Here is a 15,503-nt window from a genome sequence, read left to right as displayed (position 1 = left end):
GGCATGAGAGTACTCGGGATGATCTCCGGCACCTCGCACGACGGGATCGACGTGGCCGTGGTGGACTTCGAGCTCGTCGGGAGCGTGCTCGAAGGCCGGGTCGGGCACACGGCGAGCACCCCGTACCCGGACGAGCTGCGGGCGCGGCTGATCGCGGCGCTGCCGCCCGCGCCGACGACACTGGCCGAGGTGTGCGAGCTGGACACGCTCATCGGGCAGAGCTTCGCGGAGGCCGCGGCGCAGGCCGTCGCACGGGGCGGGCCGGTCGATCTGATCGTCTCCCACGGGCAGACCGTCTACCACTGGGTCGAGGGCACGCACGCGCTCGGCACGCTGCAGATCGGCCAGCCCGCCTGGATCGCCGAGCGCACCGGCGCGCCGGTGCTGTCCGACGTCAGGATCAGGGACATCACGGCCGGCGGGCACGGCGCGCCGCTGGTGTCGGTGCTGGACGGGCTGCTGCTCGGCGAGCACGAGGGCGGCGCGGGAGCGCTCAACCTGGGCGGCATCTCGAACATGACCGTGGTCCGCGACGGCTCGCTGCACGCGTACGACATCGGCCCCGCCAACGCGCTGATCGACGCCGTGGTGACGAGCAGGGGCCTGAACGCGCGCGGCTTCGACGAGGACGGGCGGATCGCGGCCTCCGGCCGGGTGGACGAGCGGCTGCTGGCGGAGCTGCTGGACGAGCCGTACTACCGGCTGCCGGCGCCGAAGAGCACCGGCAAGGAGCTGTTCCACCTGGGCTACGTGGACGCGGCGGTGGCCAGGTCCGGCTCGGCCGCCGACGACGCCGGCCTGGTGGCGACGCTGACCGAGCTGACCGTGCGCACGGTCGCCGCGGACGTGCGGGCCGCAGGGGTGGGCACGCTGGTCGTCTCCGGCGGCGGCTGCCGCAACCCCGTGATCATGGACGGGCTGCGGGCCGCGCTGCCCGGCGTGCGAGTGGCCCCGTCCGACGAGTTCGGCGCGCCCTCCGACGACAAGGAGGCGATCGCGTTCGCGCTGATCGGCTGGCTGAGCGCGCACGGGCTGCCCGGCACGGCGCCCGGCGGGACGGGTGCCACCGGCCCCCGGATCCTCGGCACGCTGACGCCCGGCGCCGGCCCGCTGGTCCTGCCCACGCCGCTCGCCGAGCCGCCGCGGTCTCTGACGCTGGCGCTGGTGCCGGCCCGATGACGGCACCTGAGGGCACGAAGCCCGAGCACACGCCACCTCCTGGGCTGGTCATGGCGGCCCGCACGCCGTGGTTCGACCTCGACGAGTACGCCGGGTACCGCACCGTGCGCCCCGACGATCTCACCGGCGTGGACCTGATGACCCCGGAGACCTACCACGACCTCGCCTCCGTCACCAAGGTCATGGCCACGACCACGATGCTCATGCGGCTGGTGTCGGACCGGCTGGTGGACCTGGACGCGCCGCTGAGCGCGTACCTGCCGCGGTCGTACGAGGCGATCACCGTGCGGGACCTGCTGCTGCACCGCGGCGGGCTGTGGGAGTGGTGGCCGCTCTACATCGCGCCGCAGCTGCCGCCGCCCCGCTACCGCCCCGGCCGCGCCCGCCACTACTCCGACCTGGGCTTCGTCCTGCTGGGCCGGATCGTCGCGGCCGTCACCGGGCTGCGGCTGGACCGGGCGCTGGCCGAGCTGGTCACCCGGCCGCTCGGCCTCACCTCGACCACGTACGCCCGCCCGGCCGGCTCCGAGGCGGCCATGAGCGCGCTCGACGACCGGGTCGAGATGACCATGCTGGACACCGGCCGGCCCTACCCGGTCCCCTACCGCAGCACGGACTTCGCCCGCTGGCGAGCCGAGCCGGTGATCGGGCAGGTCGCCGACGGCAACGCCTTCCACGCCCTCGACGGCGTCTCCGGCCACGCGGGCCTGTTCTCGACCGTGCCGGACCTGCTCAAGTACGGGGCCGCGCTGTCCAGGTACGAGGACTACGACCACCTGTGGCGGCCCTCGGTGGCGCGGGAGTTCTTCGCCCCCGGCCCCGACCAGGAGCAGGCGCTGGGCTTTCGCCGATACGCGCTGGAGCTGGCCGGCGAGACCGTCACCGTGCTCGGCCACCCCGGCTACGTGGGCTGCGCGGTCGGCTTCGTGCCCGGCCGTGACATCACGCTGGCGCTGGCCTCCAACCGGCTGCTCGCCGAAGGCGCGCCGACCCCCACCGACGCCCTCTGGGCCGACCTGCTGCAGGCCGTCTCCCACCGATCGAGGACCGCATGAGCCCGCTCCTGGAGATCCGCGACCTGTCGGTCGCCTTCCGCACCCGCAGGCAGGATGTCACCGTCGTCAGGAACGTCTCGATGGAGATCCTGCCCGGCCAGACCGTCGCGGTGGTCGGCGAGTCCGGCTCGGGCAAGTCGACCACGGCGGCGGCGGTCAACCGGCTGCTGCCCGGCAACGGCCGGATCACCGGCGGCCAGGTGCTGTTCGACGGCCGGGACCTGGCCAAGGCGAGCCAGCGGGAGATGACCGCCATCCGCGGCGCGGGCATCGGCCTGGTGCCGCAGGACCCGATGTCGAACCTCAACCCGCTCATGCGCATCGGCGACCAGATCGCCGAGGCCCTGGAGGTGCACGGGGTCGCCACGGGCAAGGCCGCGCGCGCCCGCGTGCTGGAGCTGCTCGACCTGGTCGGCATCCCCGAGCCGGAGCGGCGGCTGGCCCAGTACCCGCACGAGTTCTCCGGCGGCATGCGGCAGCGCGCGCTGATCGCCATGGGGCTGGCCTGCCGGCCGAAGCTGCTCATCGCCGACGAGCCCACCTCCGCCCTGGACGTGACCGTGCAGCGGCGCATCCTCGACCAGCTGGAGCAGCTCACCGCCGAGATGGGCACGGCGGTCTTCCTCATCACGCACGATCTGGCGCTGGCGGCCGAGCGGGCCGACGTGGTGGCGGTCATGTACCAGGGGGAGATCGTGGAGACCGGGCCCGCGGCCGGCATCCTCGCCGATCCCGGTCACGACTACACCCGGCGGCTGCTGAAGGCCGTGCCCAGCCTGTCCTCGGTCCGCGTCGCCGAGCCGCCCGCGGAGACCGGGGACCTGGTCGTGGTGGAGGGCCTGCGCAAGGTGTTCCCCGTCCGGGGCACCGGCGAGGAGTTCACGGCGGTGGACGGGGTGTCGTTCACCGTCCCCCGGGGCCGTACCGTCTCGATCGTGGGCGAATCGGGCTCGGGCAAGTCGACGACCGCGAACCTGCTGCTCGGCCTGGACGAGCCGACCTCCGGCAGCATCCGCTTCGACGGCACGGACACCGCCGGGCTCGGCCGCCGGGAGCTGTTCGCCTTCCGCAGGCGGGTGCAGCCGGTGTTCCAGAACCCGTACGCCTCCCTCGACCCCCGCTACACCGTCGAGAAGTCGATCACCGAGCCGCTGCGCGTGCACGGCGTCGGCACCGCGGCCGAGCGCAGGCGGACGGCGGCCGAGCTGCTGGAGAAGGTGTCGCTGCCCGCGTCGATGGGCGAGCGGCTGCCGCACGAGCTGTCCGGCGGCCAGCGCCAGCGGGTGGCCATCGCCCGCGCGCTGGCCCTGTCGCCCGAGCTGGTCGTGCTCGACGAGGCCGTCTCCGCGCTGGACGTGCTGGTGCAGGCGCAGATCCTGGAGCTGCTCGCCGGGCTGCAGCGCGAGCTGGGGCTGACGTACCTGTTCATCAGCCACGACCTGGCCGTGGTACGGATGATCTCCCACGCGGTGCACGTCATGCGCGGCGGGCGGATCGTGGAGAGCGGCGCCACCGAGGAGATCTTCGACCGTCCCTCGGACGACTACACCCGCGAGCTGCTCGCCGCGATCCCCGGCACCCGGTAAGTTGGAAATCCGGACTGTGTAGTAGGAGGCGCCCTCATGCCCAGGGAATGCTCGATCGCCAACGCGCTGGCGGTTGTCGGCGAACGATGGAGCCTGCTCGCCCTGCGGGAGATCTTCCTGGGCGTGCGGCGCTTCGACCAGATCGCCCGCAACACCGGCGCCAGCCGCGACATCCTCACCACCCGGCTGCGCAAGCTGGAGGAGACAGGACTGCTGGAGCGCCGCCTGTACGAGACGCATCCACCGCGTCACGAGTACGTGCTGACCGAGTCGGGCCAGGCGCTCAACGCGGTGCTGCTGACGCTCATGTCCTGGGGCGACCGTTACGTCACCGAGGGCGAGCCGCCCGCGGTCTGGGAGCACAGCTGCGGGGCGGTGCTGGAGCCAGTCACGGTGTGCGCGGCCTGCCAGGAGCCGGTCACCATCCAGGACCTGACCCCTCTCCGCCTGGCCGTGCCCCAGTAGCCGGGCCTCATGAAGATCCTCCTGGTTCAGCCCCCGCACTGGTCCCCCGACGGCCACGCCAACTTCGACGCCATCGAGGACCTGCTCCCCTCCCCCGCCGACGACGTCGTGCTGCTGCCCGAGCTGGCCGGCTCCAGCCTGCCCCGCGCCGACTACCTGGCCAGGGTGCGCGCCCTGGCCGAGGGCTCGGGCGCCGCCGTCGTGGGTGGCTCCCACTACGACGGTCCCGTCAACAGGGGTGCGGTGTTCGACGCGGGGGGCCGGCTGCTGCTGGAGTACGACAAGGTGCATCCGTACGGGCTGGAGCTGCGCAACGGCGTACGGCCCGGTCTGCCGAGCGCCGGGTTCGAGCTGGCCGGGCGCCGCCTGCACGTCTTACTCTGCGCCGACCTGTGGTATTCGGCCGCCCTGGCCGGTCACGACGCCTTCGACGCGGTCCTCGTGCCCGCCTTCTCCGTCACCCGCTGGTCCGGCCCCGCTCCGGCGAGGGAGTTGTGGCAGCACATGAGCGTGGCGCGGGCGTATGAGTTCATGACGTACGTGGCGGTCAGCGACTGGCACCATGAGAGCACGTACCAGGGGCATCCGTGCGCGGGCGTCACCGGCTTCGCCAACCCCTGCCCGGAGACGCACACCGGCTTCTTCACCGGCCCGCCCGACGCGCCCGTCTCCGCCTTCGACCTCGACTTCACCCGCCTGCACGCCTTCCGCCACGACCGCGCCGCCCGCGGCTTCGGGTAGGGCCGCTGGGTCGTTCGCCGTTCGAGGGTAGGGCGCGCCCTACCCTCGAACGTGCCGTGGGCAGGCTCGTGGCGGCGGGGGCCGAGTCCGTAGCGTTCCTCGCATGACCTCCCTCCGGCGCCGTCTGGCCACCGATACCCGCTACGCCCTGCTCGGCCTGCCCGTGGCCGTGCTTCACTTCGCCGTCGCCGTGGCCGGGATCGCGGCCGGGGTGGGCGGCGCGGTCGCGTTCGTCGGCCTGCCCATCCTGGCCGGCGCCGCCGCCATGGCCAGGGGCCTGAGCGACGTCGAACGGGTCGCGCTGCCGGAGGTCCTCGGCCGCTCCGTCGCCCGCCCCTCCTACACCGCCGTCCCCGCCGGGGCCGGCTGGTTCCGCCGCCTGATGAACCCGCTGGCCAGCGGGCAGTCCTGGCTCGACCTGCTGTACGGCATCATCGCCTTCCCGTTCTCGCTGGCCGCCGCCGTCGTGACCATGGTGTGGTGGGCCGGGACGATCGCCGGTCTGACGTTCCCCGTCTACGGCTGGATCCTGGCCCGGCTTCCGGGGACCGACGGCAGTCTGGCCGCGCTGCTCGGTCTGGGTGACGGCGACCTGGCCTTCGTGGGCGTCAACACCGCCGTCGGCGTGCTGTTCGCCCTCACCCTGATGCCCGTCGTCCGGGCCGCGGCCCTGGTCAAGGCATCCCTCGCCCAGGCCATGCTGACCCGCGCCTCCTACGCCCCCGCAGGCGTCATCGGCCTGACCTCCGGCTGACTTCAGGCCCGTCATGGGCATACCGCTGGGCTGATCGCCGGGTTGGCGATATACACCGTCACGGAAGCCGATTCAGTCCCGGGGCGGTGGTGCTGGTGCGGTCGTGGTCCGATCTGCCGGTCGGCCGGGTGGTGCGGCTCGACGTTGACGCCGACGCCATGGCACTGAGCATCGATCCGCTGCCGCCGGGAGCGCCGGCCATCCTCAGCTACCGGCCCAGGCTCGCCGAGCTGCTGGACGACGCCCGTACCGTGGCCGAGCTGGTCGCGTCCGTCCTGCGTGAGCTGGATGCGGCTGCGCTGGCGCTGTTCCCCGCCTGGCTGCCAGGCGCCGCCGGGATCGACGGCCCCGGCGGTGCCGGGTTGCGCGCCGTCCGGGCGCTGGCGCTGCACAGGGCGTCCACCGGCGAGCACTACGGTCCGTTCCTGGCCGAGCTGGCCGAGCGGGCCCTGGCAGGCGGGCCCAGCGCCTTCCCGCCAGAGGTGCGGGCGGCGGGGCTGGCCAGGGTGCTGGCCGACAGCTACGGCAGGAACGCGACCGCCGTCCTGGTCCACGTCCCCGACGAACTCGGGGCCGCCGCCCAGGAGGTGTTCGTGGCGGGGTGCGAATGGCTGGCCCAGCGGGCGAAAGCCGGCGTGTGGCTGACGGGCGCGCCCTTGGACGCCGTCGACCGGGTGCCGACCGTACGACCGCGCCTCGTCAGCGGCCCCACCGGAACCGCCACTCCGACGGACCCGCGGTGGCACTCCGGCACACCAGCCATCGAACCCGGTGGGGCACGGATGTCGTATCCGGCCGTCGCCGGGCGGCCGCATCCCGGAAGTCCCAGTGAACTGGCTTTGGAGGCGGCGTTGGCGCGATGTGCGTGGGCGGTGGGGCGGTCGTGGAATCAGACGTACCTGCCGCACCCCCTGGCCGCCCCCATCCGGCTGGACCTGCTGTGGGAGCGGGAGCGTTGCGTGGTGGAGATCGACGGGCCCGATCACAGGGGCGCCGCCAAATTCGCCGCCGACCGGGAGCGGGACGTGCTGCTCCAACTCGACGGTTACGCCGTGCTGCGCTTCGTCGATGTTCAGGTACTGACCGACATCGAGACCGTGCTCCGCCGGATCGCGCAGTTCCTGCGTGGCCGCCGCGGAACGGAAGGATGACACATGCCGCACACCAGGCTGTCGCTTCCCGACTTCGCCGCACTTCTGGTGCTGGCCGTCGAGGCCAAGGAGGTCTCCAACAGCGAGCTGAAACAGCGGCACAGGCTGTCGATCGACGGCCCGAAGCGACTGCGGCTGAACGAGATGAAGCTGGTGGAGAGCCGGAGGCCGGGCCGGGGGGCGTACCTGCACGTGCTGACCGACGCCGGCTGGGCGCGGCTGGCCGAGGACCTGCGGGCGGGCGCGGTCCCGCCGCAGACGGGGTCCTCGGGCGCGATGGCCCGCGCGCTGCTGGACTGGCTGCCCCGCTACATGGAACGCAGCAACCAGAGCCTGGCCGACGTCTTCCACCCGGGTGACGACGAGGAGGAACCGGCCGGCGTCCAGGACCGAGGCGAGGAAGGCGACCTGGAGTCGCGCATCCGCCGCGCCTACGCCGGCCTGGCCGCGCGCCCCGGCGCGTGGGTCAGTCTGACGGACGTGCGCGCGCGGCTGGCCGACGCGCCCAGGGCCGCCGTGGACGAGACGCTCGTGCTCATGGAACGGCTGCCCGACGTCAACCTCGTCCCCGAGTCGAACCAGAAGACGCTCACGGAGGAGGACCGCGCGGCGGCCGTGCTCATCGGCGAGCAGCACAAGCACCTGCTCTGGATCGGCAGGCCATGAGCGGCGGCGTGCACGATCTCGCCGCGCTGAGCTTCAACTACACCGAGAGCGCCGACGACGTGTGGCGCCGCTCGGACTACCACGTGGAGGGGCTGCACGGCGCGTCCACCAGGATCGTCCTCGACGGCCTGGCCGAGGCGGCCGGTCGCCCGGACGCCAGCCCCATCGGCGTGGTCGTCCAGGGCCAGCGCGGCACGGGCAAGACACACCTGCTCGGCTGGGTACGCGAGCAGGTGCAGCAGCAGGGCGGCTACTTCGTCCTGGTGGGCCTGCTGGACGCCAAGGGCTTCTGGGAGAGCACCGTGGTGTCCATCCTGGACAGCCTGTCGCGGCCCAGGGAGGACGGCCAGGTCCAGCTCACGGTGCTGCTCGACCGCCTGGCCTCGATGGTCGGGCTGTCGCGCATGGCCAGGCGCGCGATCACCGGCAAGCGGGCCGTCACCCGGCAGGAGCTGGACCTGTTCGTGACCGCGCTGCGCCGCCTGGACCCACAGGCGGGCCGGGAGTGCCAGGACACGGCGCGGGCGCTGGTGCTGCTGGCCGGCGACAACCTGGGGCTGCAGGACCTGGGCGAGGCGTTCCTGTCGTCCGCGCCCGAGGGCGAGCCGGGCGAGCGCGCCCTGTGGGGCATCCGGCAGGTCGGCAGGACGCCGCAGGAGATCGTCAGGGACGTCTCCCGCCTGATGGCGCTCACCGGCCCGACGATCATCGCCGTGGACCAGATCGACCCTCTGGTCGCCCAGTCCTCCATGCCGACCAAGGGCGCCGCCCGCGACCCGGGCGAGACGGCGATGATCGAGCGGATCGCGGGCGGCCTGATGGCGCTGCGCGAGGTCACCCGCAGGACGCTGACCGTGGTGACCTGCATCCCGGCGACGTGGGCGCTCGTCGAGGACGTGGCGGTGGACACCGTACGGGACCGGTTCAGGCAGGCGGTCCAGCTCATGACCATCCCGGACGCCGAGACCGCGACGGCCCTGGTCGCCCGGCGGTTCGAGGTCCAGTACGGCGAAGCCGGGATCAAGCCGCCCTACCCCACCTGGCCGGTGCGGCCCGAGGCGTTCGCCCAGGCGCCCGGGTTCACGCCGCGTCAGCTCCTCATCGCGATCGATCGGCACGTCCGCGCGTGCCTGGCGGACGACGAGGTACGGGAGCTGACCGCGTTCACCGCCACGCCGCCGGCCCAGGACGGCCCTCCTTCCGTGCCCGCGGTCTCTTCCGACGACCTGCGCGCCCTGGACGCCCGGTTCGCGGAGCTGCGGGACGCCGTCCCCGCGCCGCGGATCGACCAGGTGAGCGAGGACACCGCGATGCCCGCGCTGCTGGCGGCCGGGCTGTCGGCCTGGATCGCCGAGCAGGGCGAGCCGGGGGTCGCGTTCAGCGTGGACCCGCCGCCCAGCCCGAAGCCGCCCCTGCACGCGCGGCTGCGCCGCACCCTGGACGAGACGAGCGAGGACGAGGTCCACTGGGCCTTTCGCGCGGTCACCGCCGGGCACGGCAACGCGGCGCTGAACCGCATCCGCAAGGCTTCGGTGGCGGCCGGGCTGGACGCCGAGGTGCCGAAACGGCGGCTGTTCCTGCTGCGGAACGCGCCGTGGTCCAAGGGGGCGGCGACGCGGGCGGCCATCGCGGCGTTCGAGCAGGCCGGCGGGCGGACCCTGCGGCTGGGCGAGGACGATCTCCGGGTGCTGGGCGCGCTCAGGTCGATGCTCGCCGAGAATCCGCCGCACCTGGCGGGCTGGCTGGCGCGGCGGCGGCCGACGGCCTCGGTGTCGTTCCTCACCGAGGCCCTGACCGACGCCCTGACCAACGCCTGGAGCGTTCCCACCCGCGAGCCCACCCCCGCGCAGCCGAGCACGCATCACCGGGACGCCGGTTCGTCCGCGACGCGCGTCCCGTATCTTTCGGTCGGCCGGCGGATGGCCGACGGCGCGCCCGTGAGCGTGGCGCTGGAGGCGCTCAGGAAGCACGTCACGATCTTCGCCGGATCGGGGTCGGGCAAGACCGTGCTGATCCGCCGCCTGGTCGAGGAGTGCGCGCTGTCCGGCGTCCCCGCCATCGTGCTCGATCCGAACAACGACCTGGCCAGGCTGGGCGAACGCTGGCCCGAGCCGCCGGCGGCCTGGGAGGAGGGGGACGCGCGCCGGGCCGAGGAGTATCTGACGGGCACCGACGTGGTCGTCTGGACGCCGGGCCGGGCGAGCGGTCGCCCGCTGAGCTTCCAGCCGCTGCCGGACTTCGCCGGCCTGGCGGGCGATCCCGACGAGTTCGCCGAGGCGGTGGAGGCGGCGGTCGCGTTCATCGCGCCGCGCATCAGGCTCGATGCCAACACGAACAAGGCGCAGCTCGGTCAGGCGGTGCTGCGCAAGGCGCTGGCGTACTACGGGGTGCGCGGCTCGACGAGCCTCAAGGGGTTCGCGGCGCTGCTGTCGGACCTGCCCGACGGCGTGAGCGAGCTGGCCGACGCCCAGCGCATCGCGGCCGGGCTGGCCCAGTCGCTGACCGCCGCCATGGACAACGATCCGCTGTTCGGCGGCACCGGGACCCCGGTCGATCCGGCCCTGCTGGTGACCCCGCCGGAGGGCAAACGGGCGCGGGTGTCGGTGATCAGCCTGGTCGGGCTGCCCTCCCTGGAGCAGCGGCAGAGCTTCGTGAGCCAGTTGCAGATGGAGCTGTTCGTCTGGTTCAAGCGACATCCGGCGCAGGACCGGCCGCTGGGCGCGCTGCTGGTGATGGACGAGGCGCAGACGTTCGCGCCGGCCACGGGGGCGGCGGCCTCCACCCGCAGCACGGTGCTGCTCGCCTCCCAGGCCCGCAAGTACGGTCTCGGCCTGGTCTTCGCCACCCAGGCGCCGAAGGGGCTGCACAACCACATCCCCGGCAACTCGGCCACGCAGTTCTTCGGCCTGCTGAACGCCCCGATCCAGATCTCCGCGGCCAGGGAGATGGCCAGGTCGAAGGGCGGCGACGTGCCGGACGTCTCGCGGCTGAGCTCGGGCGAGTTCTACGTGGCGACGGAGGGCGCCGCTCCGGTCAAGACGCGGATCCCCATGTGCCTGACCAGGCATCCCCGCTCGCCGCTGACGACGGAGGAGGTCATCGAGAAGAGCAGGGCCTGAAACCCCTCCGGGGGAGCGCCGCCGCGCGGCACTCCCCCGGAAGCTCGGTCGTCAGCGCATGGCGTAGGCGCGGATCACCTCCAGCGCCAGCGTGTGACCCTTGATGTCGGAGGCGTTCAGCCGCAGCGAGACGAACCCGGACGGCGAGCGGTCCAGCGTGGTCTCGTAGGCCCGCTGCCCCTTGGCCCGCAGGCGGGCCGGCTTCCAGGTGGCGCCGTCGTCGTACGACACCTCCAGCGAGACGTCCTTGATCGCGCTCTGCTCCGCCCCCTCCTGCTGGCGCAGCGACAGGCCGAGCGTCCGCGACCTGGCCTGGTTCTTCAGGTCCACCGGCGCGTCGAACGCGGCCAGCAGCAGCGGGATCACCGTCGGCTCCGCCGCCTGCTCGGAGTCGAACGTCCACACGCTACGGGTCCGCTTGGACAGCTTCGCCCAGCCGGCCTCGTTGGCCACGTCGTACTCGATCCGGTACGCGCCCTTCTCGGCGGGCAGCGTCCCCGACCCCTGGGGCAGGTAGTTCGTCTGCCACAGCAGCTCGTCGCCCTGGTAGAGCCGGAAGTCGGTCTTCAGCCCCTGCTCGAAGCCGCTGGTGTAGGCCTCGCCGTAGTTGCCCTGGGCGTCCACGAAGCCCTGCATCGAGACGAGCAGCCGGTCGCCGTCCCTGCGCAGCGGGTTGCGCGGGTTGATGCCGGGCAGCAGCGGCTGCTTGAGCACGCTGTGCTCGGTCCGCTCCCCCACCTCGTACGGCCGGAACACCGGCGACGACAGGGCCAAGCGGACCGTGTCGGGGTGCGGCCACAACGTGTTGTAGTGCCGCTCCGGCGCGCCCGCCGAAGTGCTCCACCGCAGGTCGGGGTCGGGGGTGACATAGTCGGTACGGGTGCGCGGCGTCTTGGGCAGGGGATGGTTCGTCGAGATCGACAGGTTGTCCCAGGGCTCGAAGACGAAGCGGGCCTCGTTGGCCGTCACGTCGTCGGCGAGCTGGCTGTGGAAGCCGGTCTCGATCCTGGCCAGCGACTTCGCGCGGACCACGTACTTCAGCGAGTCGCGGACCCGGCCCTGCTCGCGCAGGTAGAGGTCGTAGACGTACGGGCTGGCCGTGATGCCCTTGGCCACGATCGGCACGGGCAGGCGGCGCAGCCGCTCGACCAGCTTCAGCCCCTCCTCGTGGGTCAGCCGCACGGTCGGCACGCTCAGCTTGACCCCGTTGCCGCCCGTGGTGACGTCGGCGCCCGGCTGGTCGCTGTAGACCGCGACCATCGCCGCCCCGGCCGCCGCGGCGGCGTTGGACTGGGTGGAGACGGGCACGCCCTCGGTACGGCGGATGACGGCCAGTTTGCCGCGCAGGTCGCGGGCCTTGATCTCCTTCTCCGAGCCGCGCCCCGCGTCCACGGCGAGCAGCAACCTGGTGCCGTCGAGGCGCGGGTACTCGGTGGAGAAGTCGCTGAACTGGACGGGGTCGACGTACTGGGGGTCCAGCTTCAGCCCGAGGGTGGTCAGGGCGATCTCCGGGGCCTTGAGCCGCCAGCGGGTGGAGACCACGAACGTGCCCTTGGTGACCTTCCGCGTGGGCTGGACGAACAGGCGCTCCTCGATCTGCCCGCCGGGCGTGATCGTGGTGCCGCCGCGCAACGCGGTGCCCTGCTCGCCGGCGCGGTACCACTGGAGGGCCGCGGCGGCCCCGGTGTTGCGCTTGGTCTGGTGGTCGGGCGTCTCGATCTTCACCTCGACGGCCTTGCGGGCGTCCAGCACGACCTCGGTGTTCTCGGTGATCTTCATCTCCGGGTCGCCGAGGAGGCTCTCGTTGAGCGGTTTGCCGGTCTCGGTGCTGTCCCCGGTGGCGGGCATCGTGAAGACGTGGCCGAGCACGGAGTAGGTGCCGGGCTTGACGAGCAGGCAGGTGCCCTGGCCGTACTTGGCGTCGGTGCAGGGCTGCTCGGGCGAGCCGGGCAGGACACGGCCGACCAGGGTGCCCTCGTCCAGGTTCAGCACGGTGAAGCCGCCGCGGGCGTTGCGGCCGTCCCTGGCGATGCCGCGGACGCGCAGTTCGACCCGCTTGTCGTCGACGTTCGCCGTCAGCAGCGTACGCACGCCGGAGGCCGTGAGCTCCTGGCGCAACGATCCGGTGGTGTCGGCCTTGATGGTGACCTTGGCCTCGGCGGTGCCGCCTGCGGGGACGGTGAGCTCGGCCGGTTCGACGCTGAACGCCGCGCCGCTGGACAGCTTCAGCGCGGCGGGCGCCTGGCCGAGGTTGTGGTAGCCGACGGTGAGGGTCTTCTCCTCGCCCTTGGTGAGGCGGCCGAAGTTGAGCGAGCCGGCCGAGGCCACGACCGTGCTCTTGAGCGCGGCGGCGACGTCGATGCGGCCCGCGCCCTGCGCGTCCACCGGGATGCCGTCACCCGGACGGGCGGAGGCCATGAGCAGGGACTTCAGCTCGCCGCCGGTGATCCCGGGGCGGGCCTGGCGCAGCAGCGCCGCCGCTCCCGCGACGTGCGGGGTGGCCATCGAGGTGCCGGACATCGTGGCGAGCCCGCCGCCCGTCTTGGCCGCGCTGATGTCCACACCGGGAGCGGTGACGTCGGGCTTGACCGCGCCGTCGGCGATGATCGGGCCCTTGCTGGAGAACTCGGCGAGCTTGTCCTGCTTGTCCACCGCGCCGACGGTCAGCGCCTCGGGGGCGTCGCCGGGGCTGCCCACGCAGGAGTCGCAGCCGTCGTTGCCGGCCGCGATCACGAAGAGCGTCCCGTACTGGCGGGTGAGGGTGGAGACGGCGTCGGTGAGCGGGCCGCCCGCCTCGGGGCTGCCCAGGCTCATGTTGACGACCTCGGCACGCTTCTCGCCGGCCGCCCACTCCATGCCGTCGATGATCCAGGAGAGCTGGCCGTAGCCGTCGGCGGCCAGCACGCGGCCGTTGAGCACCTTGGCGCCGGGCGCCACGCCCTTGCCGCCCTCGGTGCCGCCCTCGGCGCCGGTGCCCGCGATGGTGGCGGCCACGTGGGTGCCGTGGCCGTGCGGGTCGCCTGCCGCGTTCTCGCCGGTGAAGTCGCGCTGGTCGGCGACCTTGCCGGCCAGGTCGGGGTGGGCGGCGTCCACGCCGGTGTCGAGCACGGCCACGGTGGTGCCGGTGCCGTCGTACCCGGCGGCCCACGCCTCGGGCGCGCCGATCTGCGGCACGCTGTCCTTCAGCACCGGCTCGACCTTGCGGTCGAGCCAGATCTTGGTCACGCCCGCCAGCGGTCCCGCCGCGCGGGCCTGCGGCGACGGGGAGGCCAGCTTGGCCAGCTCCGCCCCGAACGCCTTCGCGTCCGCCGCGGCCACCGACACGCCCGCGCCGCCGATGCTCTCCAGCGTGCGGACCTGCTTGGCGGCCGGGATGGCCGCCTTGGTGCTGTTGGGCGGATACGTGAGGATGAGCGGAATGGCGGCACCGTAGGACTGCTCGGCCAGGGCGGTCACGTTGAACAACTCGGCGTCAAGGCGCTCGGGGACGAGCGTGGCGACGTCGTCGGGGATGACCGTCACCCCGCGCTCCGACTCCAGCACCTGGAACGTCGGCACGGAGCCGTCCGCCCGGGGCGCGGGCGTGACCGTGACGGTCCTGTGCTCGCCGTCCACGGCGCGCACCTGCACCTGGTCACCGGTGATCAACGTGATCTCGTCGCTCGCCGGCGCGGGCGTGAACGCCCCAGGCGGCGCCGCCGTGTCGATCACGGCGGATGCGGCGGCGGGTGCGCCGGGAATCGCCAGCGACGAGGCCGCCATGACCACCGAGGCGGCCATCACCGTCCCTCGCCTCACCCGGCTTAAGCCACGCAGCATGGACGACCTCCCAAGAATCGGTAAGCACGAATACCGCATTCCTAGTCATCCTGAGCTGCGGTGTCTATGAGATCGCCATGGCTAGAACCCGACTTGTCGTATATCCGCCAGTCCAGGTTGGCGGCCGGTCCCCGCGCGTCTACAGTTGGCGGACCATGGACTCCGGAATGCTCGACGTTCCCGGCGCACGCCTCTACTACGAGGTCCGCGGCTCAGGGCCGGTGCTGCTCGTGATCCTCGGCGGCGGCGCGGACGCCGCGATGGCCGCGCCCATGGCCGAGGTCATGGCCGGGCGCTACACGGTGATCACCTATGACCGGCGCGGCGCCGTCCGCAGCCCGCTGGCCGGGCCGCCCGCAGAGCAGCGGATCGAGGAGCACGCGGACGACGCGCTGCGGCTGCTGGAGGCGGCCGGCGCCGGCCCCGCGCACGTGTTCGCCACCCATTCCGGCGCGCTGATCGGCCTCGATCTGCTGGCCCGCCACCCGTCCTCGGTACGGCGGCTGGTGGCGCACGAGCCGCCCGCGTTCGACCTGCTGCCCGACGCCGATCACTGGCGGCGGCTGACGCGGGAGGCGGTGGAGGTGTGCGAGCGCGAGGGCGTCGGCCCGGCGATGCGCAAGCTCGGCGAGGAGACCGGCGTCACCGCGCCGCCCGAGCCCGACCCCGGGCTGCCGCAGTGGGTGCGCGACATGCTGGGCCGGATGACGGTCAACATGGAGATGAGCTGTCGCTACGAGCTGCGCCCCTTCTCCGCGTACGTGCCCGACGCGGCGGCGCTGCGCGCGGCCCCGGTCGTGCCGGCCTACGGGGCCGAGACGAGGAGCAGGCTGATGCACCGCGCCACGCTGGCCGTCGCCGGGCTGCTCGGCCGCGAGGCCGTGGAGCTGCCCGGCGACTACGTCGGCTATCTGCGCAGCCCGGCGCAGTTCGCCGAGGCCCTGCACGCCAGGCTGACAGCCTGAGCC

11 protein-coding genes are annotated in these 15,503 nt (G+C 73.1%); 10 read left to right on the top strand and 1 reads right to left on the bottom strand.

Annotation, left to right across the window (positions count from 1 at the left end; translation table 11 throughout):
* The first annotated feature begins 3 nt into the window (after positions 1-3).
* From AB0C27_RS31810 to AB0C27_RS31770, 9 genes are all read left to right on the top strand, one after another.
* On the top strand, positions 4-1,179 hold the full coding sequence (locus tag AB0C27_RS31810; RefSeq protein WP_357851300.1) for an anhydro-N-acetylmuramic acid kinase: 1,176 nt from the start codon (positions 4-6) through the stop codon (positions 1,177-1,179).
* Positions 1,176-2,234: a serine hydrolase domain-containing protein gene (locus tag AB0C27_RS31805; protein ID WP_357851297.1), complete on the top strand. Its 1,059-nt coding sequence runs from the start codon at positions 1,176-1,178 to the stop codon at positions 2,232-2,234. The genes AB0C27_RS31810 and AB0C27_RS31805 overlap by 4 nt, the downstream gene beginning before the upstream one ends.
* Positions 2,231-3,820 carry an ABC transporter ATP-binding protein gene (locus AB0C27_RS31800; RefSeq protein ID WP_357851294.1) on the top strand — a complete coding sequence of 530 codons (1,590 nt, stop codon included), beginning with the start codon at positions 2,231-2,233 and terminating at the stop codon, positions 3,818-3,820. Before AB0C27_RS31805 ends, AB0C27_RS31800 begins: the two co-directional genes overlap by 4 nt.
* A 36-nt stretch (positions 3,821-3,856) precedes the next feature.
* Entirely contained in the window at positions 3,857-4,285 is a 429-nt protein-coding gene (locus AB0C27_RS31795; protein ID WP_357851291.1) for a helix-turn-helix domain-containing protein, read from the top strand.
* A 9-nt stretch (positions 4,286-4,294) separates the two neighbouring features.
* On the top strand, positions 4,295-5,026 hold the full coding sequence (locus AB0C27_RS31790) for a carbon-nitrogen hydrolase family protein (protein ID WP_357851288.1): 732 nt from the start codon (positions 4,295-4,297) through the stop codon (positions 5,024-5,026).
* Positions 5,027-5,129: 103 nt separating this feature from the next.
* Complete coding sequence (locus AB0C27_RS31785; RefSeq protein WP_357851285.1) at positions 5,130-5,780, top strand: sensor domain-containing protein; 651 nt, start codon at positions 5,130-5,132, stop codon at positions 5,778-5,780.
* A 95-nt stretch (positions 5,781-5,875) separates the two neighbouring features.
* Positions 5,876-6,931 (top strand): DUF559 domain-containing protein, encoded by a 1,056-nt coding sequence (locus AB0C27_RS31780; RefSeq protein WP_357851282.1) that lies wholly within the window; start codon positions 5,876-5,878, stop codon positions 6,929-6,931.
* 3 nt (positions 6,932-6,934) lie between these two features.
* Entirely contained in the window at positions 6,935-7,597 is a 663-nt protein-coding gene (locus tag AB0C27_RS31775; protein ID WP_357851279.1) for a hypothetical protein, read from the top strand.
* Positions 7,594-10,716 carry an ATP-binding protein gene (locus AB0C27_RS31770; protein WP_357851276.1) on the top strand — a complete coding sequence of 1,041 codons (3,123 nt, stop codon included), beginning with the start codon at positions 7,594-7,596 and terminating at the stop codon, positions 10,714-10,716. The genes AB0C27_RS31775 and AB0C27_RS31770 overlap by 4 nt, the downstream gene beginning before the upstream one ends.
* 51 nt (positions 10,717-10,767) lie before the next feature.
* Here the strand turns inward: AB0C27_RS31770 and AB0C27_RS31765 are convergent, their stop codons facing one another.
* On the bottom strand, positions 10,768-14,514 hold the full coding sequence (locus AB0C27_RS31765) for a S8 family serine peptidase (protein WP_357851273.1): 3,747 nt from the start codon (positions 14,512-14,514) through the stop codon (positions 10,768-10,770).
* 176 nt (positions 14,515-14,690) lie between these two features.
* Between AB0C27_RS31765 and AB0C27_RS31760 the strand changes: the two genes are divergently transcribed.
* Positions 14,691-15,500 (top strand): alpha/beta fold hydrolase, encoded by an 810-nt coding sequence (locus AB0C27_RS31760; RefSeq protein ID WP_357851270.1) that lies wholly within the window; start codon positions 14,691-14,693, stop codon positions 15,498-15,500.
* The last annotated feature ends 3 nt before the right edge of the window (positions 15,501-15,503 follow it).

The organism is Nonomuraea sp. NPDC048882 (genome assembly GCF_040649755.1).
In the GTDB taxonomy this organism is placed as follows: domain Bacteria; phylum Actinomycetota; class Actinomycetes; order Streptosporangiales; family Streptosporangiaceae; genus Nonomuraea; species Nonomuraea maheshkhaliensis.
This window is presented reverse-complemented; position numbering and strand designations above follow the sequence as displayed.